This is a genomic window from Streptomyces sp. NPDC060049, assembly GCF_042736715.1.
Lineage (GTDB): Bacteria > Actinomycetota > Actinomycetes > Streptomycetales > Streptomycetaceae > Streptomyces.
This window is the reverse complement of sequence record NZ_JBHWVV010000022.1, coordinates 21,232-43,974: the sequence shown is the minus strand read 5'-3', so window position 1 is coordinate 43,974 and position 22,743 is coordinate 21,232. Positions and strand designations below refer to the sequence as shown.

Genomic DNA, 22,743 nt, shown 5'->3' with positions numbered 1-22,743 from the left:
GGGTCAGCGCGGGGGCGCACCGGACGGGCGGCCCACAGGATGGGGGCATGCCGACAAGAGTCCTCCGGGGCGCCGCTGCCGCCGTCACCGCCGCCGCGCTGCTCGCCGCCAGTGCCTGTTCCGACGGCGGCGGCAAGGAGAAGAGGGGCAAGGACGGCGCCGCGCAGGGGGCCAAGAAGCTCGAGTGGGGGGAATGCTCCGCCCCCTCCGCGGCTCAGGGCGGCGGGCCGGTGCCCGGCAAGGACTGGCAGTGCGCCGTCCTCGAAGTGCCCCTCGACTACGCCGACCCCGGGGGCGAGACGATCGAGCTCGCGCTCATCCGGGCCAAGGCCCGCGACAAGGACAAGCGGATCGGATCGCTCGTCTTCAACTTCGGCGGCCCCGGCGGTTCCGGCGTCAGTACCCTGCCCGGCGCGGCGAGCGAGTACGCGGCCCTGCGCCAGCGGTACGACCTGGTCGGCTTCGACCCGCGCGGGGTCGGCCGCAGCGCGCCCGTGCTGTGCGAGGACGACAAGCAGTTGGACGCGTACTACGCCTCCGACTCCACCCCCTCGACCCCGCAGGAGGAGAAGGCCTTCCTCGCCGGCACCGAGGGGTACCAGAAGGCCTGCGAGAAGAACTCCGGCAAGGTGCTGCCCCACGTGGGCACCGAGAACGCCGCCCGCGACCTGGACCGGATCCGTCAGGCCCTCGGTGACGAGAAGCTCCACTACTTCGGCATCTCCTACGGCACCGAGCTCGGCGGGGTCTACGCCCACCTCTTCCCCAAGAACGTCGGCCGAGCCGTCTTCGACGCCGTCGTCGACCCGACGAAGACCTCGGAGGAGGGGGCGCTCGGCCAGGCCAAGGGCTTCCAGCTCGCGCTCGGCAACTTCGCCCAGGACTGCGTGGACCGCGGCGACGCCTGCCGCCTGCAGGGCAGCACTGCCAAGGAGATCGAGGCGAACGTCATCAAACTGCAGAAGGACCTGGCGGCGAAGCCCATCGCCGGTATCGGCGACCGGCAGCTCACCGAGACCTCCGCCACCAACGGCATCGCCCAGGCCCTGTACTCCAAGGAGCTCTGGCCGCTGCTGGAACAGGGACTGGACGAGGCCGAGGGCGGGCAGGGACAGCTGCTCCTGGCCCTGTCGGACGCCCTCAACGGACGCAACGAGCAGGGCCGGTACAGCAACATCGGCGCCGCGAACACGGCCATCAACTGCGCTGACTCCAAAGAGCGTTACACCCTGGCGCAGACGAAGGCGAAGCTGCCGGACTTCCGCGCCGCCTCGCCCGTCTTCGGGAACTTCCTCGGCTGGGCCATGATGAGCTGCACCGACTGGCCCGTCGCGGGCGCCTGGAACACCCCGGACGTCTCCGCCCCGGGCTCGGCCCCGATCCTGGTGATCGGCAACACCGGTGACCCGGCGACCCCGTACGAGGGCGCGCGCAAGATGGTGGAGCGGCTCGGCCCCGGTGTCGGCGTCGAGCTCACCTACAAGGGCGAGGGGCACGGCGCGTACAACAGCGGCGACACGTGCGTGCAGCAGGCGGTGGACTCCTACCTGCTGGACGGGAAGGTGCCGCCCGCGAACACCGTCTGCACCGCCCCGTAGGAACGACGAAGGGGCCGTACCCCGGCGGCGGGGTACGGCCCCTTCGGTGACCGTTTAGTAGACCGGCTTCTCGGGCTCGATCTGGTGGACCCAGCCGATGACGCCGCCGCCGACGTGGACGGCGTCCGCGAAGCCCGCGGACTTCAGGACCGCGAGGACTTCCGCACTGCGGACACCCGTCTTGCAGTGCAAGACGATGCGCTTGTCCTGCGGCAGGTCCTGGAGGGCGGTACCCATCAGGAACTCGCCCTTGGGGATCAGCTTCGCGCCGGGGATCGAGACGATCTCGTACTCGTTGATCTCGCGGACGTCGATGATCTCGATCGGCTCGTCGTTGTCGATCCACTCCTTGAGCTGCTTGGGAGTGATCGTCGAGCCGAGCGCGGCCTCCTGGGCCTCCTCCGACACGACGCCGCAGAAGGCCTCGTAGTCGATGAGCTCGGTGACGGTCGCGTTCGGACCGCAGACCGCGCAGTCGGGGTCCTTGCGGACCTTGACCTGGCGGTACTGCATCTCCAGGGCGTCATAGATCATCAGGCGGCCGACCAGCGGCTCGCCGACGCCCGTGAGGACCTTGATGGCCTCGGTGACCTGGATGGACCCGATCGAGGCGCAGAGCACGCCCAGTACGCCGCCCTCGGCGCAGCTCGGGACCATGCCCGGCGGGGGCGGCTCCGGGTAGAGGCAGCGGTAGCACGGGCCGTGCTCGGACCAGAACACCGAGGCCTGGCCGTCGAAGCGGTAGATCGAACCCCACACGTACGGCTTGTTCAGCAGCACGCAGGCGTCGTTGACGAGGTAGCGCGTGGCGAAGTTGTCCGTGCCGTCGACGATGAGGTCGTACTGGCTGAAGATCTCCATCACGTTCTCGGCTTCGAGCCGCTCTTCGTGAAGGACCACGTTGACGTACGGGTTGATGCCCAGCACGCTGTCGCGGGCCGACGCGGCCTTGGAACGGCCGATGTCCGCCTGGCTGTGGATGATCTGGCGCTGCAGGTTCGACTCGTCGACCTCGTCGAACTCCACGATGCCCAGCGTGCCGACGCCGGCCGCGGCCAGGTACATGAGGGCGGGCGAGCCGAGGCCGCCCGCGCCCACGGCCAGCACCTTGGCGTTCTTCAGGCGCTTCTGGCCGTCCATCCCGACATCCGGGATGATCAGGTGCCGCGAGTACCGGCGGACCTCGTCAACGGTGAGCTCAGCAGCTGGCTCTACCAGCGGTGGCAGCGACACGGGCACTCCGTAGATGGGGAGCATCCCCGCAGAGCAGGGAGCAAACTGAATGGTTGTTCTCCCCGTAACACTGCCACGGCCGCCTTCATTCCAAGACACCCGTCCCGATGCGCGAGACGATTTCGTCCCAGTACCCGGGCATCGACGCCCAGGGATCCCGGTCGGCGGCCCCGCGCCGGTCGGTGAACCAGACGGTTCCCGCGCCCTGCCAGCGGGCGATCCGGACCGCCTCCTCCAAGTGCGTGCGCGGCACGCCGTGGACGAGGTGGCAGAACCGCTCCGGAGCATGGTCCGCCGTCCATTCCGCCACCTGCGACCAGCGGTAGTCGGCCCAGCTCCCGGAGAAGGTGACCAGCTGGTCGGCGCTCTCCACATAGCCCTCGTACGGCTGGGTGCCGTGCCCGAGAACGATCCGCAGGCCGTCCCCGAGCCCCCGCAGGGTGTCCGTGACCCGCCGCACGGAGGCCAGCTCCGCCTTTCCGCCCGGGACGTCCGCGAGGTAGAAGCCGCCGACGCCGTACCAGTCCCGGAAGCGGTGGGCGTCGGAGACGAGTTCCGCGAAGGAGCGTTCCCCGTCCCGCATCGCGAGATGGCCGAGGACCGCGCCGCCCGCGCCGCGGAGCTTCGCGGCGGCCTCCGTGCAGTGCGGGTCGGGCCGGCCGCCCGGCCCGTCCGCGACGTTGAGGACGGCCCAGTGCAGCGGAGTCCCGGGCCGCGTCAGCTCGGCCCACTCCGCCGGGGCCAGCAGCGGGTGCGCGTAGCCGGGGGCGCCGAGGCCGATGCGGCCCGTCCCGGTGGCCGGGCCGGCCGCCGGAGTGGTCAGATGCGGCACGCCGCCTCCATCCAGATGTCCGCGAGGGACTCCTCCAGATTGATCCGGGGCCGCCAGCCGAGCCGGTCGCGGGCTGTGCGGACATCCGCCTGCTGCCAGGCCCCGCAGCCGTCCGGGTAGGGGTACGGGGGCTGCGCCGCCGCCGCGGCCAGCTGCTCGGCCGTGGCCTCGGAGCGCGGGGAGCCGATGGCCGCGAGTCCCTGGGGCCGGCCGGGGTGGCCGTGCTGCTGGGGGTGCTGCCCGTGCTGTGGCACGTCGAGCTCGTGCAGCGAGCCGCCGTATCCGGCGACCCGCGCCAGCACGGAGGCCGCGTCGCGCAGCCGGACCGCGCGACCGGTGCCGATGTTGACGACGCCCTGGGCGGCCGACAGCGACGCGGCGTGCACCGCCCGCGCCACGTCCCGCACGTCGACGAAGTCGCGCTGGACGCCGAGCCCGCTGAGCTTCAGCTCGCCGTCCCCGGACTGCATCGCGCGCCGCATGGCCTCGGCGAGCCGGCCGAGCGGGGACCCGGCCGGGGTGCCGGGGCCGACGGGCGAGAAGACCCGTAGGACGACGGCGTCCAGCCCGGAACCCAGCACGAGCTCGGTGGCGGCCAGCTTGCTGACGCCGTACGGCCCGCCCGGTCTGGGCACGGCGTCCTCGGCCGTCGACGAACCGGGCTGGCTGGGCCCGTACTCGGCGGCGCAGCCGAGCTGGACGAGCCGGGCGCCGCAGCCGCTGCGGCGCAGCGACTCGCAGATGGTGGCGACGGCGACCGTGTTGTGCCGGGTGAGTTCCCGGGCGCCGCCGCGGGTGGCGCCCGCGCAGTTGATGACGACGCCGGGATGGACGGCGTCGAGGAACCGGGTGAGGGCGCCGGGACTGCCGGTGGCGAGGTCGAAGCGGACGTCGGCGTCGTCGCCGCGGCCGAGCGCGGTGAGCTGCACCGCGGGGTCGGCGAGCAGGCGGTCCGCGACGTAGCGCCCGAGGTAACCGTTGGCTCCGATCAGCAGCACCCTCATCGCGCGGCCCCTTGGTTGGTTGGCTGGCCGGTCATGTCCTGTTTCTCCTTGCTGGTGGGTCGGTACGGGGGGTCTGGTACTTCGGTGTCCGCTTCCGCCGGGCCCGAGCGGCTCAGGGCCGCGCGTGCGCGGAGGCCCGCGAGAGCGCGAGGGCGGCGGGTACGAGGAGTCCCGCGGCGGCGGCGAACGGAGCCGCCGGGAACGGGAGCAGGGCGAGGCCGAGGGCCAGTGACGCGGCGAGCGCTCCGCGCGGGGCGCCGTGGCCGAGCAGCAGCCGGGTCAGGAACAGCAGCACGGCGAGCGGTACGGCCACCGGCAGCGGCGCACCGGTCAGCGCGGCCGCTCCCGCGGCGGCGGCGGTGAACAGCGCGAGCGTGCCGAAGAGCAGCGGCCGCACCCCGTCGGCGAAGTCCTCCAGGGCCCTGCTCCCGGCCAGCCGGCGCCGCGCGCGGGCCGCGAAAACGGCGCCTGCCAGGTGCGCGGGGGCGACGGCCACGGCCAGGGCGAGCCCGAGCGGGGTCCCGTTCCGGTGGACGGCCCAGCCGAGGGCGGCCGCGGCGAGCAGGTACACCGGGGCCGGGAAGCGGCCCCCGGCGGCCCGGCCCGGCCGTCCGAGGGCGGCCACGGTGGCGAGCACCGCGGCGGCTCCGGCCCAGGGCATCGCGGCGCCGGCCGCGCCGAGGGCGAGGGCCCCGGGCAGCAGGGCGTAGCCGAAGCCCCGTACCGCCTCGGGGCCGACCGCGATCCCGGTGTGCGGGGCGGGCGGGCTCTGCGCGCGGGGGGTCCGGGCGTAGAGCTCCTCCGCGAGGGAGAAGACGTCCCGGTGGCGGAACCGGGCGGCGGTGCGGTCGGTGATGCCGTGCGCCTCCAGCCCGGCGGCGATCTCCAGCGGATCCACGGCGCGCTCGCAGAGTTCACGGTGGCGGTGCAGCAGTGCTTTGACGGGATCCACGCCGACCCGGCGGTGCGGCGCGGGGCCGGCGGGAACGGCTTCGTCCAGGGGCGGGGACGTCATACGGCGGCCTCCGGACTCGCGACGGGTCCGGCGCCCGGGCCCGTGGCCGACGCGACGGCCGCCGAGGTCTGGACGGCGGCCCACGTGGGGGTGGCCCAGTGGCCGGGGACCCTGGCCTCCGGGGGCTGCGCGAACGGCACTGCGGCGTCGGCCCCGTCGGGGCGGGCGGGGCCCCGGGCGAGCAGCCACAGGTAGGACTCGTTGAAGGCGGTGACGTTCTGCTCGACGGTGAAGAGCTCCATGGCCCGCGCCCGGGCGGCCGCCCCGAGCCGCTGGGCCCGCTCGGGGTCCCCCAGCAGCGCGACGCAGGCTTCGGCGAGCGCGCGCGGATTGCGCGGTGGCACCACGAGCCCGGTCCCGCCGATCACCTCGCAGACGGCGCCGACGTCGGTGGACACGGTGGCCCGGCCGCAGAACATGGCCTCGGCCAGGGCGACGGGGAAGCCTTCGATGACGGAGGAGAGCACCACCACCCGCCCGGCGCCGTACGCGTCGGCCGGGGTGGGGGCCTCGGGTCCGCCGATCTCCTCGAAGGTGACCGGGCTCTCGCCGACCGCGTGGGCGTCGGCGGCCTCGTCGGGGAAGAGCTGCGCGGCGAGCGAGCGGCAGTCCGCGAGGTACTGGACGGCCGTCGCCCCCGCGGCGACGGCCGTCGAGAAGACGCGCAGCCGGGTGCGCGGAGCGGCCTTGCGCACGTCGACGAAGGCGTGGAGCAGGGCGATCAGGTCCTTGGCGGGCTCGATCCGGCCCACCCACACGAGCGTGTCGGGGTCCCCGGAGGCCGGGTCCTCGCCGACGGCGGCGAATCGGTCCGCCTCCATCCCGGGGTAGACGGTGCGCAGCCGCTCGCGCGAGGCTCCGCAGCGCTCCTGCCAGCGCCGGGCGTGGGCGTTGCCGGGGGTGAGCAGATCGGCCTCGGTGTAGATCTCGCCGGCCAGCCGGGTGTGGAAGGCGGCGAGCAGGGCCCGTACGGCCGGACGCTCGTCCTGCGAGGAGTGCTCCAGGTAGTGGGCCCGGAGCTGGACGCCGTACTCGGTGACGAGGAGCGGCACTCCGAAGAAGCGTTTGGCCAGCAGTCCGGGCAGCGCCGCCACTCCGCCGGCCGCCGCGTGGCAGACGTCGACCTCGCGCAGGCCCTCGTACCAGTCCAGGGACAACGGCCGCAGCAGTCGCTCGAGTTCGTCGACGAACTCGAGCAGGTCCGCCACCTGCGCCCGCTGTACGGTCCTGCTCGCACCCGGGGCCCGACAGGCGGACTCCACGGCCCGCACGGCCGTCTCGGAACGCAGCGCCGCGCACAACCCGCCCTGGTCCCAGGCGAGTTCGGCCAGACCGTACAACCCGTCGGCGAACCGCCCGGCGTCGGCCCCGCAGATCCCCCGGACCAGTTCGGTGAAGGCGGCGGTGAAGCGGCGGCGCTCGCGGCGCCCGTAGCTGCGCCCGTCATCGGCCGGCGCCCACAGCGGGGCGGTGCTGACGCGGGTGACGTGGGCGGGGAGCGGCACCCGGCCGCCCTCCTCCTGTCCGGCGCTGCGGCTCAGGGCGTAGAGCTCGAACTCGTGCTGCGGGAGTCCGCGCACCAGCCGGTCGCACCACAGCCTGGCCTCTCCCGTCGCATACGGATAACCACCTTCCGTCAGCAGTCCGATCCGCACGAGTGGCACCCCCGATCTCCCGTTGCAGGCGGTCTCCGTAGGTCCGGCGACCCGCCGGGTACGAACTCAAGCGGATATGCCGAAGGCGCGGCGGACGGTTGTCCGCCGCGCCACCGGAAGGGGTGAAGAGTCGTAACTTTCCCGTACGGTTCGCGTTCGAGCACGCTAAGACTGGGGGAAGCCGCCAGGAGCCCGCGAGCGCCCTGTCGGAACCGGGTGCGTCGAGCGGGCGCCGGCCGGTTCGGCGCTCGGCGCCGGACGCCGGATCCCCGCCGGGACGGCGGCCGCCCCTGCGCACCGCCGGGAGGATCGGTCAACTACCGGGGAACACCCAGGGGTTGGGCTTGCACTGGATGTCGTTGATGTTCAGGGACTTCGTCTGCTGCTGCATGATCGGCGCGAGCGCGCCCGGTGTCCGGCAGTTCGCGTGCCCGTGTCCGAGCCGGTGGCCGACTTCGTGGTTGATCAGCATCTGCCGGTAGGCGAACATCTCGTCCGCGCCGAACGTCGCCGAGCCCTGAGCCCAGCGGTACGCGTTGATCATCACGCGGTCGGTCGAAGCGGAGTCGCAGGAGACGTTGTCGACGGTGGTGTCCAGCCCTGACTTCGCGCACCAGACTCCGGTGGTCCCGGGACTGGCGAGCGTGATCACGAAGTCGGCCTCGCCGCCCGGCACCCGCTCGAAGGTCATCGCACCGCCGTGCCCCCAGCTGCGGTCGTCGCTCAGGGTGCGGTGGACGGCCTCGGCGAACAGCTGCGGGTCCAGGCCGAGCCCTTGCTCGACGTCGACGCGGTAGCGGACCTTGCGGCCCTTGCCGGTCGCCGGCGCCAGCCCGGGCACGGTGTCGAAGACCCCCGACCCCTTGGCCTTCTCGTCGATGGGGAGCTGCTGCGCCATCTTCTGCTCGTACGAAAGTTCCGGCGCGGCCTGGACCGCTCCGGAGGCCTGCGGCGTCGGGCGGCCGTCGGAGCGGGAGACGGCGGAGTTCCCCTGGGCGGAGTGCCTGTTGGCGTCGTCGGAGGCGCGCGCGGCGGTCTTGCCGCCGTCGTCCTCGGAGATCGCCTGGCCCGCGACGACGACGGCGAGCACGGTGGTGACGGCCGCGGCGGCCATGCCGGTGTAGGTGCGGACCTTCACGCCCCGGCCGGAGCGCGGCTCCGGAACGGCGGCGGGGGCCGGGGCTGGGGTTGGGGCGGCGACAGTGGCGGGGGCCGGGGAGAGCGGCTGACGGGGCCCGGGGATCCGGCGGTGGGACCCCGTCGAGGTGACCGGGTCGGCCGGGGCGAAAGCCCCGCCGGGGCCGGGCACCGGGATCCGGCGGTGCGAACCGGTGGCGGTGCGGGCGTCCTCGGCCACGGAGATCCGGCGGTGCGAGCCCGTGGCGGTGACCTGCGGTTCCAGGGTGACCTGCGGGAAGCCGACTGCCGGGGTGCCGAAGGCCGGGGTGTCGCTCTCGCGCACCGGCCACGGGGCGTACCCGCCGGCGCCCCAGCCGCCGCCGGGCTCGTACTGCTCCGGGTGTCCGCCGCGCGCGCCGGTCACCGGCTCGGGTCGGGGCGATGGCACGTACCCCTGATGGGTGACGGCGGGTTCGGCCCACGCGGGGGCGGCGGCGCCCGGAGCCGCGGCCGTCCGCGCGTCCGGTCGCGGATGACCGGGGCCTGGAGCCGGCGCCGGCTCCTTGCGACTATGTCGTCCCACGGTCCTCAGCCCTTGCCGTCTTCGTCGGTGTCCACGTCCGGTACCGGCTCGGTGCCGCGCACGTCACCGGCATCCTCCAGCAGCTCCCGGAAGGCGGCCGCGACCACCTCGGGGTACTCCATCATCGCCACGTGCCCGGCCTCGGGCAGGCACACCAGCCGCGAGTGGCGGAAGGCCGCCGCGGCCTTGCGCGCCATACGGTACGAGACCAGTTGGTCCCGGCCACCGTAGACCAGGAGCGTCGGAGCGAGAACCCGCTGCGCCTGGCGCCACAGCCCGTGCTGTCCGCCGAGGGTGTAGGCGTCGACGATGCCGCGCGAGGAACGGGTCATGGCGTCCCAGAAGTACGGGAGCGCGAGCCGGCGCTCCATCTCCTCGACGGCGGCCGCGAAGGCCTCGGACGTCACCCGCGAGGGGTCTCCGTAGCAGAGGGCCGTCACCCCCCGGGTGCGCTGCTCGGCGCTCATTTTGCGGGTGAGGCGGTCGAGGAGCCCGGCCACGCCGGGTACGGCGAGCAGCGCGGTCGGCACGGCCGTCCTCTGCACGCGCAGCTCGGGCAGGGCCGGGGACACCAGCGTCAGCGTGCGCACCAGGTCCGGCCGGCCGGCCGCGACCCGCGTGGAGACCGCTCCGCCGAGGGAGTTCCCGAACAGGTGCACCGGCCCGCGCCCGGCGGCGTCGAGGTGGCGGATGACGGAGCGCGCGAGACCGGTCACGGAGTAGTCCCGGTCGGCGGGCGGCGGGGACCAGCCGAATCCGGGCAGGTCGAGCGCCTCGCCGTCGACGGAGTCGGCGAGCTGGGCCATGAGGGCGGACCAGTTCTGCGAGGACCCGCCGAGCCCGTGGACGAAAAGAGCGGCCGGCAGGCCGGCGCGCACCGGCGGGCGGACCCGTACGTGCATTTCCAGCCCGGGCAGCCGGTCGGTGCGCAGCTGCTCCCCTTCGGCCACCCGCACCACTCCCACCTGGGAAGACGACGCGGCGGTGGACCGTACACCCGGCAGCTCGGTCGAAGACATGGGGGCAATGTTACGAGACGATCACGCCGCTCCTCTTGTGTTCGCCGTCACACGCGCTTATCGGGCCGCCTAGCGGGGTATCCGCGATCCTCCTAGGCTCATAAGTACGGAAAGGGGAGTCCCATGACCGTCGACCCTGCGGAACCGGAAACCTTCCAGGCAGAGCAGCCGGAATCCCTCGACCCGGAGGCTCCCGAGGCGGACGCGGCGGAGCAGCACGCGGAGTTGAACCCGCGCGAGGACGACCCGCTGACCGAGGTGGACGTCGACGGAGCCGCCGACGGGGACGCCGTGGAGCAGGCCCGGGTGGTGGCCCTGGACGAGGAGGACTACCGCTGAAGCGCCGTCGGGCCGGCGCCGGGCCACCGCTGACCAGCGTCTCCGGGGGTAACCGGCGGTCCGTACCGCGAGAAAAGTCGGCTTGGACCCTCCAGATTCGGTTACCGAAAAGTACGATGGCGGGCGCGGCGTAAGGCGCACTGTGTTCTAAAGAAAGTGGGAGGCGGCGTGACAGCCATCGAGCAGACCGAGGCAGCGCGTCCGCGGGGCACGCGACTTCCGCGCCGGGCCCGGCGCAACCAGCTCCTGGGCGCGGCCCAGGAGGTGTTCGTCGCGCAGGGTTACCACGCCGCGGCGATGGACGACATCGCCGAGCGCGCCGGGGTCAGCAAGCCGGTGCTGTACCAGCACTTCCCGGGGAAGCTCGACCTCTACCTGGCGCTGCTCGACCAGCACTGCGAGGCACTCCTGCTCGCCGTGCGCACCGCGCTGGCGTCGACGAGCGACAACAAGATGCGCGTCGCCGCGACCATGGACGCCTACTTCGCCTACGTCGAGGACGAGGGCGGCGCCTTCCGGCTGGTCTTCGAGTCGGACCTGACGAACGAGCCGGCGGTGCGCGAGCGCGTGGACCGCGTCTCGCTCCAGTGCGCCGAGGCCATCTCCGACGTCATCGCCGAGGACACGGGCCTGTCGAAGGACGAGTCGATGCTGCTGGCCGTGGGTCTGGGCGGGGTGTCGCAGGTCGTGGCCCGATACTGGCTCTCCAGCGAGAGCCCGGTCGCGCGCGACACCGCGGTGGGGCTGCTGACCTCCCTGGCGTGGCGCGGAATCGCCGGGTTCCCGCTGCACCCGACGGACGTCTGAGCCGCGCTGACCGGGGGCTGTTCGCTGCGAGCGTTTCCGCCGCGCGGCGGACACGTCGCCTCTCCGGGCTAATGTGGACCGGGTAACGGCGCGGCTGATCGCGCGAACCGGACCGTCGGAGGGACAAGGCCGTGGAGGTCAAGATCGGCGTGCAGCACGCACCCCGGGAGATCGTGCTCGAGAGCGACCTGAGTGCCGAGGAGCTGGAGAGCATCGTCACCGCCGCCCTGTCCGGCTCGGCGCCGCTGCTCACCCTCACGGACATCAAGGGCCGCAAGGTCCTCGTGCCGTCCGACCGCCTGTCGTACGTCGACCTGGGCGAGCCCAACGTGCGCAAGGTCGGTTTCGGAGCGCTCTGAGAAGCGCACCGCAGATCGTCGGAACGGCCCGGTGGATGACTCCGCCGGGCCGTTTCCGTGCCCTCCGCTTCGGGTAGGACCGCAGTGGGACAACACCCCGGTACGCCCCTGTCACTTTGAGAGGAACCCGCATGCTGCTGATCGAGGCGCTCGGCTCCGCTCTCCTGGGCCTGGCCCTGTCCGGAGCGGCCGTGCGGTACTTCGCCCGGCGGCTGCCCTCGGCACGGACGGTGCTGGTGAGCGGGGTGTCGGGAGCGCTCTTCGGGGCCTATCTGACGCACACCTCGCTGGGCCCGGGACACAACACCCTGCTCGCGACGTTCATCGGCGGCGTCCTGGTCTCCGCGGTGGTCCTGTCGCTGCTGCTACGGCCTGCCCAGCGCATCGGGAGGCCGTCCCCCCGGGGTCCGTTTTCGGTTCCGACGCGGGGCTGAGCGGCGCCGCTGAGCGGCCTGACCGGCCCCCTGACGACTCGGCACGACATGCGTCGGCCCCCGCGCGTAAAGATCCCGCGCGGGGGCCGACGCATGTGCGGGGGCGGCGCTACGCCGCGAGGCCCAGGGCCGCCATGCGCTTGGTGTGCGCCTTGGTGATCCGGGCGAACATCTCGCCGACGGCGGCGAGGTCGAAGCCGGCCGCCATGCCGTCGACGCCGCCGACCAGCATGGTGGAGAGCGCGTCGCGCTCGGCGACCACGCGCTGCGCCTGCGAGAGCGCCTCGCCCATCAGCCGGCGGGCCCACAGCGCGAGCCGGCCGCCGCAGCGCGGGTCGGCCTCGATCGCGGCGCGCACCTTCTCGACGGCGAAGCCGCCGTGGCCGGTGTCGTCGAGCACGCTCACGACCAGTCCGCGGGTGTCCGTGTCCAGGTGGGTGGCGACCTCACGGTAGAAGTCGCTGGCGATCGAGTCCCCGACGTAGGCCTTGACCAGGCCCTCCAGCCAGTCGGAGGGAGCGGTCTGACGGTGAAAGTCGTCGACGCCCTTCGCGAAGGGCTCCATGGAGGCGGTGGGGTCGGCGTCGATCGCGGCGAGGCGGTCGCGCAGCCGCTCGAAGTGGTGGAATTCGGCGGAGGCCATCTTCGCGAGCTCGGCCTTGTCCCCGAGCGTGGGCGCGAGTTTCGCGTCCTCCGCGAGGCGCTCGAAGGCCGCGAGTTCGCCGTACGCGAGCGCCCCGAGGAGGTCCACCACGGCGGCGCGGTACTGCGGCGAGGCGGAGGCCGTGGCCCAGTCCTGGGCGGCGATTCCGGCTGCCCCGGAGGGGGCGCTCTCGTCGGCGGGCGATGCGTTTTCAACGGTCGACATGCTCCGCACAATAGCTCGCCGAAACGCACCACGAACCACCTGCTCAGTCCACGTAAACGCGCCTACCTGGTGAATTCACCCGACACAGCTGCGAGATTCCGGGGTACAGTGGTAATGCGCCTGCCGAACACTCGGCGGGCCATCCGAATGAGGATGCCCGGTCGGTGGCCCGATCGGCTCCACCCGACCGCCCTCGGCGAGATGCGTGCGTTCATACGCACCGCGTCCCGCGAGGGGCCCCCTCAGCGGCATAAAGCGCCTGAGCGAAGGCTCGTGGTCCCGCGCAGCTTTGCACGGCCCTCCCGAAATCTGGGCGGGCGCAGTCCTGCAAGCCCGGCACGGTACGACCCCCCTCGCCGCCTCGCGCCGCGTCTCACAGAAGAGGCAGCACCCTGACTACGTTCCGAGACCTCGGGATCTTTCCCGAGACGGCCGAAGCCCTCGAGGCCGTCGGCATTGTGACCCCCTTCCCGATCCAGGAGATGACCCTCCCCGTCGCCCTCACCGGCACGGACGTCATCGGCCAGGCCAAGACCGGTACCGGCAAGACGCTCGGTTTCGGCCTTCCCCTGCTGGAGCGGGTCGTCGTCCCCGCGGACGTCGAGGCGGGCCGGGCCAAGCCCGAGCAGCTGACCGACGCCCCGCAGGCCCTCGTGGTGGTTCCGACCCGCGAGCTGTGCACCCAGGTGACCAACGACCTCCTCACCGCGGGCAAGGTCCGCAACGTCCGCGTCCTCGCCATATACGGCGGCCGCGCGTACGAGCCGCAGGTCGAGGCGCTCAAGAAGGGCGTCGACGTCATCGTCGGCACCCCGGGCCGCCTGCTCGACCTGGCCGGACAGAAGAAGCTCGACCTGTCCAAGGTGAAGGCCCTCGTCCTGGACGAGGCCGACGAGATGCTCGACCTGGGCTTCCTGCCCGACGTCGAGAAGATCATCAACTACCTGCCGCCGAAGCGCCAGACCATGCTGTTCTCGGCGACCATGCCGGGCGCGGTCATCGGCCTGGCCCGCCGGTACATGACGCAGCCGACGCACATCCGCGCCACCTCGCCGGAGGGCGAGGGCGTCACGGTGGCGAACATCGCGCAGCACGTCTTCCGCGCGCACAACATGGACAAGCCGGAGCTCGTCTCCCGCATCCTGCAGGCCGATGGCCGCGGGCTCGCCATGATCTTCTGCCGCACCAAGCGCACCGCCGCCGACATCGCCGAGCAGCTGGAGAAGCGCGGCTTCGCGTCCGGCGCCGTCCACGGCGACCTCGGCCAGGGCGCCCGCGAGCAGGCGCTGCGCGCCTTCCGCAACGGCAAGGTCGACGTGCTCGTCTGCACCGACGTCGCCGCGCGCGGCATCGATGTCGAGGGCGTCACCCACGTGATCAACTACCAGACGCCGGAGGACGAGAAGACCTTCCTGCACCGCGTGGGCCGCACGGGCCGCGCGGGCAAGAAGGGCATCGCCGTCACCCTGGTCGACTGGGACGACATCCCGCGCTGGCAGCTGATCAACAAGGCGCTGGAGCTGGACTTCCACGACCCGGTGGAGACGTACTCCACGTCCCCGCACCTGTACGAGCAGATGAACATCCCGGCCGGCACCAAGGGCATCCTGCCGCGCGCCGAGCGCACGCGGGCCGGCCTGAAGGCCGAGAACCTGGAAGACCTGGGCGAAACCGGCGGCCGCGGTGGCCGTGGCGGCCGCGACGGCGGCCGCGACCATGGTCGTGACAGCAGTCGTGACAGCAGTCGTGACAGCAGTCGTGACGGCGGTCGTGACGGCGGTCGTGACGGCCGCGGTGCCGCCGCCCCGGCTGCCGAGGAGCGTCCCGCCCGTACGCCGCGCCAGCGCCGCCGTACCCGTGGTGGTTCGGAGCAGGACGCCGAGGTCATGGCCCCGGTGGCCGCGCAGGCCGCCCCGGTCGTCGCCCCCGCCGTCGAGGTTCCCGCGGCCCCCGGCGCCGACGAGGCCCGCAAGCCGCGCCGCCGCCGGACCCGGTCGGTCGCTCCGGCCGCCACCTTCGTCGCCGCCGCGGCCCCGGCCGGCCTGGTTCCCCTGGCGCCGTTCGTCACGGAGCCTGAGCCGGACTTCCAGATGGCCCCGTTGGTGGAGCCGGTCCGGGCACGTCGTACCGTCCGCCCGCCCCGCAAGGCCGTGGCCGCCCCCGCCCCGGTGGCCGAGGTCGTCGCCCAGGCGGCCGTGGTCGAGGCGGCGGTGGCCGAGGCCGTCGTCGCCGAGGAGGCTCCGGCCAAGCCGAAGCGCACCCGGACCCGCAAGGCCGCCGTCGCCGCCCCGACGGCCGACGTGGTCGCCGAGGCCGCCGCACCGGTCGCCGAGGAGGCCCCGGTCAAGCCGAAGCGCACCCGGACCCGCAAGGTCGCCGTCGCCGCCCCGGAGGCTCCGGTCGCCGAGGCCGCCGCACCGGTCGCCGAGGAGGCTCCGGCCAAGCCGAAGCGCACCCGGACCCGCAAGGTCGCCGTCGCGGTGGAGACCCCGCAGGCGTAACGCCCTGCCGATGGCCCCGACCCCCCTTTCCCGGGGGTCGGGGCCATCGGCGTACCCGGGACCGCGCGCGGGCCCCTCGACGACCGCCCGTACGGTTGTACGGGCCGGTAACCTCGGGCACATGAGCAAGCCGCCGATCCTGATACTCCCGCCCGTGGCCCGCGCGTACCGCCTGACCACCGCCCGCGGCGAGTTCGCCGTGCACGAGGCCGCTCCCGGCGGGCGGCTCCGCGGCACGGCCCTGCTGGTCCCCGGCTACACCGGCAGCAAGGAGGACTTCATCGGCCTCCTCGCGCCGCTGGCGGCCGCCGGATACCGGGTCGTCGCCGTCGACGGGCGCGGCCAGCACGAGAGCGGCGGCCCGCGCACGCAGGCCCCGTACGCCCTGGAGGAGCTCGCGCGCGACGTCCTCGCCCAAACGGCCGCCCTCGGCGCCGGACCGGTGCACCTGCTCGGGCACTCGCTGGGCGGGCTCGTCACCCGGGCGGCCGTGGTGCGCGATCCGGCTCCGTACGCCAGCCTCACGCTGCTGAGCAGCGGGCCGGGTGCGGTCTGTGAGGAGCAGCGGGCCCGTACGAAGCTGCTGGTCTCGGCGCTGGAGGCGATGGGCGACGACATGCCGGGCATCTGGGCGGCGATGCGGTCCATGGACCCGCGCGACCAGGCTCCCGACTCCGCCGAGCTCGCCGCGTTCCTGCGCGCGCGGTGGCTGGGGACGGTCCCGGAGCAGCTGATCACCACCGGCCGGGCCCTGATCGACGAGCCGGACCGGATCGACGAGCTGACCGCGGCGGCGCCCGGGCTGGCCACGCTGGTGCTCTCGGGGGCGTCGGACCCGGTGTGGCCGGTGGAGTGCATGGACGACATGGCACGGCGGCTGGGGGCGCTGCGGGTGGTGATCCCGGGGACGGAGCACTCCCCGAACGCCGAGGATCCGGCGGCCACGGCGGCGGCGCTGATCCGGTTCTGGGACTCTTCCGGCGAGGTTCCGACGGCCGTCTGACGACTCCGGTACCCGTTAGTAGTTAGGCAAGGAAAAAATTTCCTTAGCGTAGGGAATGTTTGCGGGCTTGCTCTTCGTTAACCCTGTACAAGGAGAAACACTGACGAAGGGAGAAGCCCCATGCGCTTCGAGATTCTGCGCCTGGACGACGTCGACGGGATCGCCGTGGACAGCACCGTCGTGGACGCGGCCTCCGTCAACCGGATCGTGCAGCAGGCCGCGGCCATCGGCCAGCGCATCCTGATCCGACCGGCCGAGACCGCGTCCATCTGACGAACGCCGCCCGCCCGCCATACACACGAATGCCCCCGCACCGGGACCGGTGCGGGGGCGTTCGCATGCGCGGGACGAACCAGTGCCGTGACCGCGCTAGGAAGTGCGGATCACCTGGAGCACGCCGTTGATGATCTGCTGGACGGCGATCGCGGACAGCATCATGCCGGCCAGCCGGGTCACGAGGACGACGCCGCCGTCCTTGATCACGCGGATGATGACGAGCGAGTACCGCATCACCACCCACAGCACGACGTGCATCGCGACGATCGCGGACCAGACGGACAGCTGGGCGGAGGGGCCGTCGGCCTTCTGCACGGCCAGGATCACCGACACGATCGCGCCCGGCCCGGCGAGCAGCGGCATGCCGAGCGGGACGAGCGCGACGTTCACGTCCTTGGTCTGCTGCGGCTCGTCGGCCTTGCCCGTCAGCAGGTCGAGCGCGATGAGCAGGAGCAGCAGACCGCCCGCGATCATCAGGGCCGGCACGGAGACGTGCAGGTAGTCCAGGATCTGCTGGCCGCAGAGGCCGAAGACCGCGATGACGCCGAAGGCGACGCAGACGGCCTGCCAGGCCATGCGGCGCTGCACCTTGGCGGGACGGCCGGAGGTCAGGGCGAGGAAGATCGGTGTGATCCCCGGCGGGTCCATAATCACAAAAAGCGTGAGAAAGAGGGATCCGAAGACGGCGAAATCGAGCACAGTGATGCCTTGCAGGAGAGGGGTGTCACGAAAAGGGGGCGGTGTGGGGCGGAGCGGCGGGCAGCGGTCAGCCGCGCGGGCGTCCACCGGCGCCGGGAACCGGGAACGCCCCGGTGGCACGGCGTGTGATCTCGCCGTAGATCTCGGGGTCGGTCGTGTACTCCCCGAGGCGGCAGGTCTTGCGGCTGCCGTGGTAGTCGCTGGACCCGGTGGCCAGCAGCCCGAGGTCGCCGGCCAGGCCGCGCAGGCGCGCCCGGGTGGCTTCGTCGTGGTCCATGTGGTCGACCTCGATGCCGTCGAGCCCGGCGGCGGCGAGCGCCGCCAGCGCGTCCTCGGGGACGCACCGGCCGCGCTTGACGGCGGCGGGGTGCGCGAAGACGGTGACCCCGCCGGCCGCCTTGACCAGACGGATCGCGTCGAAGGGGTCGAGCTCGTGCTTCTCGGCGTACGCCCGGCCGCCGTCGGCGAGCCAGAGCGGCGTGAAGGCTTCGGAGACGGTGGGGACGACGCCGAGCTCGACGAGCGCGGCGGCGATGTGCGGACGCCCGACGGAACCCGCGCCGGCGATCCGGTCCACCTGCTCCCAGGTGATGTCCACCCCGAGGCCCCGCAGCTTGCCGACCATGGCCTGCGCGCGCGGAGTGCGGTCGTCGCGCACGAGCTCCCGCTCGCGGGACAGCTCCGGCTCCTCGGGATCGAAGAGGTAGGCGAGCATGTGCACACCGACGCCGTCGAGGCGGCAGCTCAGCTCGGCGCCGGTGACGAGGGTCAGCCCCTCGGGAAGCGCGCCGATCGCCTCCTGGTGGCCGGCGACCGTGTCGTGGTCGGTCAGCGCGACCACGTCGAGCCCATCGGCGGCCGCGGCACGCACGAGCTCGGCGGGGGTGTCCGTACCGTCCGAGGCCGTGGAGTGCGCGTGCAGATCGATGCGCACAGCCGAGCTCCAGGGTGGTTCGTTCGAACGGGGGACACTCCAGGATACCGCCCGCGTGTCCCGACGTGGGCCCCATCGACCTGGGCGGCGAGCCGCGCGAGCGGCGCGTCAAGGGGAGAGGATGCGCGGGCTCAGGGCACCGCAGGGCAGCAGCTCGACCTCGGCTCCCGCTTCGCGCAGGTCGGTCAGGACGAGCTCGTCGTACATGAGGAGGCCCGACTGCTCCGGCCAGACGACGGCCCACAGCCACAACCCCCGGGCCTCCCCCGCGAAGACGGCCCGGTCGTCGGGGACTCCGGTGACGTGCCAGAGCGGTGTGGGGCGGCCCGCCGCGACGACCTTGGCGTGCGGCGGTGCGGAGACGTTCATGAACGGGCCCGGATCGGGGGCGTCGAGGCCCGCGAACCGCGCGCCGAGCCCGACGCCCAGCTCCTCGGCGATCAGCACGAGCTCGCCGATGCCGCCCAGCGGGCCGGGACCGGAGCAGGCCACCGCGGTCCCCCGGCCGCCGCTGCGGTCGTCACCGGCCGCCGCCACCCCGGTGAAGAGCCATCCCACGGGCAGCGGCCAGGGCATCCAGACCGGCACCTGCGCCCGGTTCACCACCACGCTGAGGCCTTCGACGCTCGGCGGGATCACGGGCTGCAGGGGATGCACGGTGCCGTGCGCCGCGCACTGCCAGGAGTCGGCGAAGAGGCCGGGCGCCCTGACCCTGCCACCGCACTTCGGGCAACTCGGTTCGCCCCTCATAGGAAGCCACGCTCCTCCCCGCCGCGCGCCCCGTCAAGACGCGATCACCCGTCCGGGCGGCCACGGCGGCCGGACGGTCAGTCCAGTGCGACTGCCGTACGCAGAGGGTCCCGCAGATCCGTGCCGCGCGCGAGCCAGCGTTCCTGCAGGGCGGCCGCGCCGTGCACCCGCTTCCACGCCGCCTCGTTCGCCGTCATCGGCAGGAGGGGGAAGAAGGAGACCGGGTCCATCGGGTCCGCCAGTTCGACGTCCTCCACCAGGCCGCCCGGCTCCGCCACCAGCACGGAGGTGAACGGCGCCCCGTCCCACAGGGGTTCCCCCACGTCCAGCGAAGCCCCGGGGGCCACGATGAGCCCCTCCACCTGGGGCGCCGACGCCAGCACCGCGAGCGGCCGCAGCAGCTTGTCGGTGGGCGCGAGACCGCCGCGGACGGTCAGTACGAGCTCGGCGCGCGGGCCCCGCACCGGATCGGCGACCACCGCCGTCGGGTCGGTCATCGGATGGGCGGACATGCCGAGGGTCGCGTACCGCACGAGGTCACCGTCGGTGAAGCGCAGGACTTCGATGCGGTCGGTGCCCAGGAAGGTGACGGCGGCGCGGGCGTCGGGCTCGCCGAGCGCACCACGCAGCCGGGCTTCCACAAGGGCCAGAATTTCTGCCATGGAACGAGCATAGAACTCGTATCAGCCGGGTAAAGCGCGGGTCTTGACCATCCGTCGGCTGATATCGTTGACCGTTGGTCGGGGACGCTCTCAGAAGAGAAGTTTCAGTGCCCCGGCGACAGGACGTCCCCCACGGGGGACCGGCCGGAGGAGGTGGGGCTGCGGTGGATCGAAGTCGATCGTGCAGTACCAATCGCTCTTCCACTTCCCTGACGGGCGCCCCGCGTCCCCTTTGATCCGCACGCTCGGATCAGTCGAAGAGCGACGGCAGAACGTTGTCCTCCCGTCCTGTCTCCTTCCGCCCGCCCCGGCCTGCCCGCCGCGGCGGACCGCGCTCCGCGGAAGGACCTCCCACCCGTACGGTCCGCAGCCGTGCGCGCGAAGGAGCCTGCCATGTCGATGCTGCCCTATCTCCGTGCCGCCGTCCGTCCGGCGCTGCGCAGGTCCACTCCCGTCCAGCCCGGCTACGACACGACCCGCGACCCCTCCGCCAACAGCGCGGTGGTCGACTGCGCGGTCTACCGCGACGGCCGGCGCGCCCTGGGCCGCGACCGCCTGACGCCCCGTGAGGCGATGCGTCACGTCCGCGAGGACGGCGGTTTCGCGTGGATCGGCCTGCACGAGCCGACCGAGGACGAGTTCGCGGGGATCGCGGCCGTGTTCGGGCTCCACCCGCTCGCCGTGGAGGACGCGGTGCACGCGCACCAGCGGCCGAAGCTGGAGCGCTACGACGACACCCTCTTCACCGTCTTCAAGACGATCCACTACGTCGAGCACGCCGAACTCACCGCGACCAGCGAGGTGGTGGAGACCGGCGAGGTGATGTGCTTCACCGGCCCCGACTTCGTCATCACCGTCCGGCACGGCGGCCAGGGCTCCCTGCGGGGACTGCGCCACCGCCTCCAGGGCGACCCGGCGCTCCTGGCCAGAGGGCCGTCCGCCGTCCTGCACTCCCTCGCCGACCACGTCGTCGACGGCTACATCGCCGTCGCCTCGGCCGTCCAGGACGACATCGACGAGGTGGAGAGCGAGGTCTTCGCCGCCCCGGCCAAAGGCGGTGCGCGCGGCGGCGACGCGGGCCGCATCTACCAGCTCAAGCGCGAGGTCCTGGAGTTCAAGCGGGCCGTCTCCCCGCTGCTGCGGCCCATGGAGCTGCTCAGCGAGCGGCCGATGCGGCTGGTGGACCCGGACATCCAGAAGTACTTCCGCGACGTCGCCGACCACTTGGCGCGCGTCCACGAGCAGGTCGTCGGCTTCGACGAGCTGCTGAACTCCATCCTCCAGGCCAACCTGGCGCAGGCGACCGTCGCCCAGAACGAGGACATGCGCAAGATCACCTCTTGGGCGGCGATCATCGCCGTGCCGACGATGATCTGCGGGGTGTACGGGATGAACTTCCAGTACATGCCGGAACTTCACTGGCGCTACGGCTACCCGATGGTGATGGCCGCCATCGCCGGGAGCTGTTTCACCATCCACCGCGCGCTGCGCCGTCACGGCTGGCTGTAGCGGCGCACGCGCCGCTGGCTACCCTGTGCGCATGACTCTCAGCGCGCTCGATCTGGCCCTCGTCGAGGAGGCCACCAAGAAGTCCGGCCTCATCTGGGTCCGCGGCACCGGGGCCGACCGCGGCCTGTGGCACGCGTGGGTGGACGGCGCGGCGCACGTGCTCGGGGACGGCCCCGGAGAACAGCCCTTCCCGGGGCTCGCGGACGGGGCGGCCGCCGAGGTGACCGTGCGCAGCAAGGACAAGGGGGGCCGTCTCGTCTCCTGGACGGCGGCCGTACGCGAGCTCGTGCCCGGGAGCGAGCCGTGGCAGGCCGCCGTGGCCGAACTCAAGGGCAAGCGGCTCAACGCGCCCGATTCGGAGCGGATGACCGAGCGTTGGGCGCGGGAGTGCCGGCTGCTGCGCCTGGAGCCGCTGTCCGTGCGGGGCGATCTCCCCGGGGGCTCGCTGGCCGCCGCTCCGCTGGGATCCCCGGCGACGACCCGCCGGCCCCAGCCCGCCGGGCTGCCGAAGCTGCTGTTCAAGCGGAAGAAGGCGGCCCGCTAGGCCGTCTCTCGATCTTGTCGGGCCCGGGGGTCAGCGCTTCGGGGCGGTGCCCTGGCCGGAGCCCTTGGGCGCGGGCTGGGTGGAGTCCGCCCCCTGCTCCTTGGTGGTCGGCAGCTGGGAGCCGTAGTCCACCGTCTGGTCCTGCGCGGGCGCGGTGAGCTCGACCGGCTTGCCCCATTCCGCGAGGACCACCCGGCCGGCGCCGCCCGCGCGTTCCATGAGCAGCGGGTAGGGCGTGCCCTCCAGGGAGACGGAGAGCTTGCCGCCCTTGCCCTCGTCCGCCGTCACCTGGACCGCCCGGGTGTGCCCGACCTTCGTGTAGTCGCCCTTGGCGAGCGCCCCGTCGAGCCCGAGCAGCCCGTCCAGCAGGACGTGCATGTCGGTGAACCCGCGGAACTGTTTGTACGAGGGGTCTCCCTCGGGCACCTTGACGAACTTGTCACCGAGCTTGCCTGCCGCCTCGGACTGGCCCCAGAAGGCCGCGCCCGCCTTGACGTACAGCTGCTCGCCCACCCGCAGCAGCTGGAAGGTGGTGTCGTCCGGCGCCTTCACCTCGCCGGATCCGCCGTCGGCGCCGAGCCGCATGTCGAGGGCGAAGGACTTGCCGCCGGTGACGAGGGTGCCGGACAGGTGGACCGACTTCGCCCCGGTGACGGCCGCCTTGGCCTTGTCCTCGATCTGGTCGGCGGGCAGCTTGCCGACGCCGTTCGTGCCCTCGTCGGGGTCTGCCCCGCACCCTGCGGCGGCGATCGCCAAGCCCGCGCACAGGGCACCGACGACGGCGGCCCGGCGCAGCCGTACGGCGGGGGAATAGGCGGTCACGGGCAGGTGCCTCTCGTCGGTCCTCTACGAGCAGCTGGCAGCGTACCCGCCCGTAGGAGCGCCCCGCGCGGCACCCGCACAGGGGCTCCGCGGGCGCCCGTGCGGACGGCCCCACCAGGAGGTTGTGCGCGGCACGGGCTAACCTGAGGGACGGCAGTACCGGTGATCGACGGATGAC

23 protein-coding genes are annotated in these 22,743 nt (G+C 72.9%); 10 read left to right on the top strand and 13 right to left on the bottom strand.

Going from position 1 to position 22,743, the window contains the following annotated elements; genetic code table 11:
• Positions 1-47: 47 nt before the first annotated feature.
• A complete protein-coding gene (locus ACFWBY_RS31565; RefSeq protein ID WP_385335561.1) occupies positions 48-1,598 on the top strand; it encodes an alpha/beta hydrolase in 1,551 nt (516 codons plus the stop codon).
• A gap of 54 nt (positions 1,599-1,652) precedes the next feature.
• On the opposite strand, the gene moeZ is transcribed toward ACFWBY_RS31565, so the two are convergent.
• From moeZ to ACFWBY_RS31530, 7 genes are all read right to left on the bottom strand, one after another.
• A complete protein-coding gene (moeZ, locus tag ACFWBY_RS31560; RefSeq protein ID WP_385335646.1) occupies positions 1,653-2,831 on the bottom strand; it encodes an adenylyltransferase/sulfurtransferase MoeZ in 1,179 nt (392 codons plus the stop codon).
• Positions 2,832-2,916: 85 nt separating this feature from the next.
• Positions 2,917-3,663 carry a spherulation-specific family 4 protein gene (locus ACFWBY_RS31555; RefSeq protein ID WP_385335559.1) on the bottom strand — a complete coding sequence of 249 codons (747 nt, stop codon included), beginning with the start codon at positions 3,661-3,663 and terminating at the stop codon, positions 2,917-2,919.
• Positions 3,651-4,667 carry an NAD-dependent epimerase/dehydratase family protein gene (locus ACFWBY_RS31550; RefSeq protein ID WP_385335557.1) on the bottom strand — a complete coding sequence of 339 codons (1,017 nt, stop codon included), beginning with the start codon at positions 4,665-4,667 and terminating at the stop codon, positions 3,651-3,653. The genes ACFWBY_RS31555 and ACFWBY_RS31550 overlap by 13 nt, the downstream gene beginning before the upstream one ends.
• A gap of 112 nt (positions 4,668-4,779) precedes the next feature.
• The gene (locus ACFWBY_RS31545) at positions 4,780-5,682 is read right to left on the bottom strand and encodes a hypothetical protein (protein ID WP_385335555.1); all 903 of its coding nucleotides are present in this window, start codon (positions 5,680-5,682) and stop codon (positions 4,780-4,782) included.
• Positions 5,679-7,337 (bottom strand): DUF3492 domain-containing protein, encoded by a 1,659-nt coding sequence (locus ACFWBY_RS31540; RefSeq protein ID WP_385335644.1) that lies wholly within the window; start codon positions 7,335-7,337, stop codon positions 5,679-5,681. The genes ACFWBY_RS31545 and ACFWBY_RS31540 overlap by 4 nt, the downstream gene beginning before the upstream one ends.
• Positions 7,338-7,650: 313 nt before the next feature.
• Complete coding sequence (locus tag ACFWBY_RS31535; RefSeq protein WP_385335553.1) at positions 7,651-8,904, bottom strand: DUF3152 domain-containing protein; 1,254 nt, start codon at positions 8,902-8,904, stop codon at positions 7,651-7,653.
• Positions 8,905-9,044: 140 nt separating this feature from the next.
• Complete coding sequence (locus ACFWBY_RS31530) at positions 9,045-10,058, bottom strand: alpha/beta fold hydrolase (RefSeq protein WP_385335551.1); 1,014 nt, start codon at positions 10,056-10,058, stop codon at positions 9,045-9,047.
• 123 nt (positions 10,059-10,181) lie between these two features.
• Between ACFWBY_RS31530 and ACFWBY_RS31525 the strand changes: the two genes are divergently transcribed.
• The 4 genes from ACFWBY_RS31525 to ACFWBY_RS31510 all read left to right on the top strand — a co-directional run bounded on the left by ACFWBY_RS31525 (position 10,182) and on the right by ACFWBY_RS31510 (position 11,997).
• Positions 10,182-10,397, top strand: a complete 216-nt coding sequence (locus tag ACFWBY_RS31525; RefSeq protein ID WP_385335549.1) for a hypothetical protein — start codon at positions 10,182-10,184, stop codon at positions 10,395-10,397.
• Between the two features lie 168 nt (positions 10,398-10,565).
• Positions 10,566-11,204: a TetR/AcrR family transcriptional regulator gene (locus tag ACFWBY_RS31520; RefSeq protein WP_266904787.1), complete on the top strand. Its 639-nt coding sequence runs from the start codon at positions 10,566-10,568 to the stop codon at positions 11,202-11,204.
• A 131-nt stretch (positions 11,205-11,335) separates the two neighbouring features.
• Entirely contained in the window at positions 11,336-11,563 is a 228-nt protein-coding gene (locus ACFWBY_RS31515) for a DUF3107 domain-containing protein (RefSeq protein WP_385335547.1), read from the top strand.
• Positions 11,564-11,694: 131 nt separating this feature from the next.
• On the top strand, positions 11,695-11,997 hold the full coding sequence (locus ACFWBY_RS31510; RefSeq protein WP_385335545.1) for a hypothetical protein: 303 nt from the start codon (positions 11,695-11,697) through the stop codon (positions 11,995-11,997).
• Between the two features lie 109 nt (positions 11,998-12,106).
• On the opposite strand, the gene ACFWBY_RS31505 is transcribed toward ACFWBY_RS31510, so the two are convergent.
• The gene (locus ACFWBY_RS31505; RefSeq protein ID WP_385335543.1) at positions 12,107-12,865 is read right to left on the bottom strand and encodes a ferritin-like fold-containing protein; all 759 of its coding nucleotides are present in this window, start codon (positions 12,863-12,865) and stop codon (positions 12,107-12,109) included.
• 482 nt (positions 12,866-13,347) lie between these two features.
• Here ACFWBY_RS31505 and ACFWBY_RS31500 point away from each other — a divergent pair, with 482 nt between their 5' ends.
• The 3 genes from ACFWBY_RS31500 to ACFWBY_RS31490 all read left to right on the top strand — a co-directional run bounded on the left by ACFWBY_RS31500 (position 13,348) and on the right by ACFWBY_RS31490 (position 16,642).
• Complete coding sequence (locus ACFWBY_RS31500; RefSeq protein WP_385335541.1) at positions 13,348-15,366, top strand: DEAD/DEAH box helicase; 2,019 nt, start codon at positions 13,348-13,350, stop codon at positions 15,364-15,366.
• Between the two features lie 121 nt (positions 15,367-15,487).
• Positions 15,488-16,369, top strand: coding sequence for an alpha/beta fold hydrolase (locus ACFWBY_RS31495; RefSeq protein ID WP_385335539.1), 882 nt, complete (start codon positions 15,488-15,490; stop codon positions 16,367-16,369).
• 120 nt (positions 16,370-16,489) lie between these two features.
• Positions 16,490-16,642, top strand: a complete 153-nt coding sequence (locus ACFWBY_RS31490; RefSeq protein ID WP_204357714.1) for a hypothetical protein — start codon at positions 16,490-16,492, stop codon at positions 16,640-16,642.
• A gap of 96 nt (positions 16,643-16,738) precedes the next feature.
• Here the strand turns inward: ACFWBY_RS31490 and ACFWBY_RS31485 are convergent, their stop codons facing one another.
• The 4 genes from ACFWBY_RS31485 to ACFWBY_RS31470 form a co-directional block, all read right to left on the bottom strand.
• Complete coding sequence (locus tag ACFWBY_RS31485; protein WP_385335536.1) at positions 16,739-17,344, bottom strand: MarC family protein; 606 nt, start codon at positions 17,342-17,344, stop codon at positions 16,739-16,741.
• A gap of 67 nt (positions 17,345-17,411) precedes the next feature.
• On the bottom strand, positions 17,412-18,278 hold the full coding sequence (locus tag ACFWBY_RS31480; RefSeq protein WP_385335534.1) for a PHP domain-containing protein: 867 nt from the start codon (positions 18,276-18,278) through the stop codon (positions 17,412-17,414).
• Positions 18,279-18,386: 108 nt separating this feature from the next.
• On the bottom strand, positions 18,387-19,028 hold the full coding sequence (locus ACFWBY_RS31475) for a DUF6758 family protein (RefSeq protein ID WP_385335532.1): 642 nt from the start codon (positions 19,026-19,028) through the stop codon (positions 18,387-18,389).
• 77 nt (positions 19,029-19,105) lie between these two features.
• Positions 19,106-19,690 (bottom strand): suppressor of fused domain protein, encoded by a 585-nt coding sequence (locus ACFWBY_RS31470; protein WP_385335530.1) that lies wholly within the window; start codon positions 19,688-19,690, stop codon positions 19,106-19,108.
• A gap of 393 nt (positions 19,691-20,083) precedes the next feature.
• Here ACFWBY_RS31470 and ACFWBY_RS31465 point away from each other — a divergent pair, with 393 nt between their 5' ends.
• Entirely contained in the window at positions 20,084-21,199 is a 1,116-nt protein-coding gene (locus ACFWBY_RS31465; protein WP_385335528.1) for a magnesium and cobalt transport protein CorA, read from the top strand.
• A gap of 31 nt (positions 21,200-21,230) precedes the next feature.
• Positions 21,231-21,743 (top strand): hypothetical protein, encoded by a 513-nt coding sequence (locus ACFWBY_RS31460; protein ID WP_385335526.1) that lies wholly within the window; start codon positions 21,231-21,233, stop codon positions 21,741-21,743.
• Between the two features lie 30 nt (positions 21,744-21,773).
• Here the strand turns inward: ACFWBY_RS31460 and ACFWBY_RS31455 are convergent, their stop codons facing one another.
• Positions 21,774-22,565: a hypothetical protein gene (locus ACFWBY_RS31455; protein WP_385335524.1), complete on the bottom strand. Its 792-nt coding sequence runs from the start codon at positions 22,563-22,565 to the stop codon at positions 21,774-21,776.
• Positions 22,566-22,743: the final 178 nt, after the last annotated feature.